The organism is Desulfobaculum sp. (genome assembly GCF_054921475.1).
Genome location: NZ_JBUDSW010000305.1, coordinates 1 through 3,780 on the forward strand (window position 1 = coordinate 1; position 3,780 = coordinate 3,780).

Sequence of the window (3,780 nt, forward strand, 5' to 3'; positions counted from 1 at the left end):
TAATTTCCTTAAGGATCCTTAGGATTTTCAGGTGCGGAAGCCGCCCCTGAAAATAGGGGGGAGGCTGGTCATAAAGGGGTAACATCAACCGGGATTCTCACGGCTTTATCAGTGGTACCAACCCCACCCCAAAAACAGCCATCCCCGCAGCGAAAGCCTCGCAGGGGTGCCGCCGTCATTCGTCCACGAGCACCCGTCATGCCCGCACTCGGGATTGTTAAGGGGCTGCGCCCCTTAACCCTGCGGAGCAAAAAATGCGTGGGTTTTAGCGCACGCTGGCGCAAAGAGAGAGGCCACACGAGCCGTCTGGTGGCTGGGTGTGGCCTCGCCGTAGGGGGGTGTGGAGGAAAGATTTAGTTGACGAACATGGGGTAGTCCGTGGAGCGCAAACACTCGACGGCGTCGCTGTGCCAATCATCGCGGGGGGCGTGCTTGCCGTAGTGCTTTCCGGGCTGGCCTGTGGATTCACTGACGACGATGGAGGAGAGGTTGGGCCAGTCGTTGACGGCGCACCATTTTTCTATGCAGGCGAGGGGACCGGTGAGTGTAGAGGCCTGCCGCGGGTCGCGGTCCAGCATTTCGCAGAGTTCGCGGTAGGTGAGCAGCCGTTGCGGCGCGTCCTCCTTGCGGACGAGGGGCGTTCTGACGCGCCGCTGGTGGTAAAGCAACTTGTTGACGACCTTGATTGAAAACGGGGTGAGGGGGGTGTTGTCAAACATGGTGCCTCCTTTTGAGGTGCTTTTCCATCTAATACAAAACGCTGTGAGAAAACTCAACTCCGTGCTACTATAATGGGTTTTGTCCGTAGTGCATGGCATGCAATGCTTTTTGCATTTGCCGAGAAATGCAGAAACTTGCACATGGCGTAATGAGGCTGGTGGACGGGGCCTTTTGCGGGTGGAGGAAAAAGGAACTTTTTGAAAAAAAGATGGATGGCGGCTCTGGCGCTAAAAAGACGCCGCCCCGGAACGCGGGTGGCGTTCCGGGGCGGCGGTATGGTTGGTGTGTACGGGCGGTGCTACTTGGCCGAGAGCTCTTCAAGCTCGCTGGCGAGGCGGGCGAGTTGGGTGACGGCGTCGCCTGCGTCGTTCATGCGGCCGGACACGCCGTTGGCCATTTGGGCCACTTCGTCCACTGCGGCGTTGATGTGCTCGCTGGTCATGGACTGTTCTTCGGCAGCGGCGGCGATGTTCTCCACCTGATTGGAGGACGCGTTGACGAGGCTGACGATTGTTTCGAGGGCCTCGCCGGATTTGGTGGCCAGTGTGCTGGCTTCGTCCACCATTTGGTTGGTGCGGTCCACGGCGTCGATGGAAGATTGTGCGCCTTGCTGAATGGACACAATGGCCTTTTCGACTTCGTTGGTGGCTTGCATGGTCTTTTCGGCCAGCTTGCGAACCTCGTCGGCAACGACGGCAAAGCCGCGCCCGGCGTCGCCTGCGCGTGCGGCCTCGATGGCGGCGTTGAGGGCGAGAAGGTTGGTCTGGTCGGCGATATCCGTAATAACGCTGAGAACCTGCCCAATCTCCTGTGCCTGTGAACCGAGGCCGTGCATGGTTTCGCGCATGGTGCGGGCGTGTTCGCTAACGCGGAGGATGGACTCCACGGCTTGCTTGACGACGCCGGCACCGCTGTCGGCTTCGCTGCGGGCGGCACCGGTCTGCTCGGCGGCTTCGGTGGCGCTGCGCGCAACCTGCTGCACGGCGGCGTTCATCTGATCCATGGCGGAGACGGTTTCCTGAATGCGTCCCTGCTGGGTGGCAAGGGCGTCCTGCACGCCGCTGAACTCATGGGTGAGCCCTTCGGTGGTGCCGGTGAGGCGCTGGGCGGCGTCGTGCGTGGCCTCGTTGACTTTGGCGATGCGCTCCAGCTTGTCCTGAATTTCCTGCTCGGATTGGACGAGGTCGGTGACAACGCGGGCGACTTCCACATAGCCAATGACAGCGCCGTGCCCGTCGTGCAGGGCGGAGGCGGAGGGCTTGATGTAGATGCTGGTGCCGCCGTGCTTCAGTTCGATGATGTCGGCTTCGGCCTGTCCACCAAGGCGCTTGACCATATCAATGGGACAGCCCGGCGTGCCGCAGACGGTGGTGTCGAGCTGCTCGTGGCACTTGCACTGGTGCAACTGGTCCTGCGTGATGCCAAGCAGGTCGAGGGTCGCTTTGTTTGCCATCTTGAGGTTGTAGTCGTTGTCCACAACGAAGATGGGGTCGGGCACGGTGTTCAGCACGTTCACATAGCCGCGCATCTCGTCCAGCATGGTCGAGAGCTTGTGGGTGAGGGTGTTGAATGTGCGGGCCAGCTCGCCAATTTCGTCACGCTGGGTGTTCTCCAGCTGTTCGGAGAGGTCGGCGCGGTCCTCGGCGATGTCTTCAATCTTTTGGGTGATGCTGCGGATGGGCGCGCTGACGAACTTGCGCAGAACAATGAGCAGAACAATGACGGGACACAGGGCCATCCCGGCCAGCATCAAAATGAGGGTGGTGTCCGCACGGGCGGCCATGGCGGCGATGTTCTTGAGGTCCACCACGCTGACGATAACGCCAATCTGGTTGCCATTGTAGTCGCGCACGGGGGCCGCGCCAAGGGCGAGCTCGGGCTGCATCTGCAGGGTGTAGCCGTCGCGGCCGTCGTCCAGTAGCTGACGGGTGAGATGCGTCAGGGAGCTGGTGTTGCGCGGCGCTGTGGCGCGGACGTAAGCGCCATCCAGAACCGGGTACTTGGAGGAATCCTGAAGGGATTTGGTGATGCTGAGCTTGTCGGCGTTCATGTACAGGACAAGGTCGTTGGACTCGTCGCGGACGTCGTTGAGGATGGGGGCGAAGCTCTCCAGTACCTCAACGGAGCCGAGCTGCTGGCCGTTGGCGGCGGTGATGGGCACCACGCCGCGGATGGCAAAGCCGCCTCGGCCGAGTTCAATACCGCTGACGGACTGACCGGTGCGGTTGACGTCCAGTACGGTTTGGCGGAAGGAAGAGATATCGTCGGAAATATCCACCCAGTGGCCATTGCGCTTGGTTTGTTTGTCGCGCCACATGCGCACAAGGCTTCTGCCGTTGGGCAGATGAAAGTGCAGACGCAAACGGCTGCCGGCGGTGGCCTTGTAGCTGTCCAGCATTGGGGCCAGCTCGGAGCGCAGCAACTCGCGGGCGGTTTGGGCCTGCGGGGAGCGGGCGTCGTCAATGTCGCCGGAGGAGGCGATTTCATAGGCCTCGCGCACCTTGGGCAGGCGGGCAAAGACGGAGGCAAGCTCCTTGGCGCGGCGCGAGGCCTTGTCGATATCCTCGGAAATGCGCGTGTACTGGTGATCCATCGTGGAGGCGACGTAGTGGTCCCTCAGCTCGTTAAACGAGGAGAAGATGGTGATGTAACTGGCGAGCCCGAGCGCCAGCACCACGATGACCTGCGGGATGGAGAGTTTCCAGAGAAGTTTCATACTGTTGTCCGTACGGTTTTAAAGTTCCTTAAGCATCCGGTTGTGCATCGGCGGCCGCTACGTGGAATGCGCGGCGGGGCGTCGATGCCGCGCAGCCCGTCCGGCGTTGCCGGGGCTGCGCTGTTATCCCCTGTGCTCCCTCATAGAGTGCCAACCCTCGCAAAGTCGGCTGGTGTGACGATGTCTTTTCGGTACCCTTCCCAGGTTCCTTAAACTTATCATGTGTACTTTTGGGGGACGGGCGGAACAAGGAATCTCTCTGTCTCGTGCCAATATTCACAATCTGGTCCTGCCAGATGGGCGGGCCTGTGAATCGTCGCATGTGGTGGCGTGTGTGAAGGCGT

Annotated in this window: 2 protein-coding genes; both read right to left on the minus strand. The window is 60.9% G+C overall.

Annotated elements, in window-relative coordinates; all coding sequences use genetic code 11:
- Nucleotides 1-353 precede the first annotated feature (353 nt).
- Nucleotides 354-719 (minus strand): hypothetical protein, encoded by a 366-nt coding sequence (locus ACY69P_RS14990; protein WP_459899696.1) that lies wholly within the window; start codon nt 717-719, stop codon nt 354-356.
- Nucleotides 720-1,018: 299 nt separating this feature from the next.
- Complete coding sequence (locus ACY69P_RS14995) at nt 1,019-3,436, minus strand: methyl-accepting chemotaxis protein (protein ID WP_462328054.1); 2,418 nt, start codon at nt 3,434-3,436, stop codon at nt 1,019-1,021.
- Nucleotides 3,437-3,780 lie beyond the last annotated feature (344 nt).

Bases quoted from the DNA above. Each gene is read 5' to 3' on its own strand.
- ACY69P_RS14995 (WP_462328054.1), bottom strand. From the start codon at position 3,436: ATGAAACTTCTCTGGAAACTCTCCATCCCGCAGGTCATCGTGGTGCTG.
- ACY69P_RS14990 (WP_459899696.1), bottom strand. From the start codon at position 719: ATGTTTGACAACACCCCCCTCACCCCGTTTTCAATCAAGGTCGTCAAC.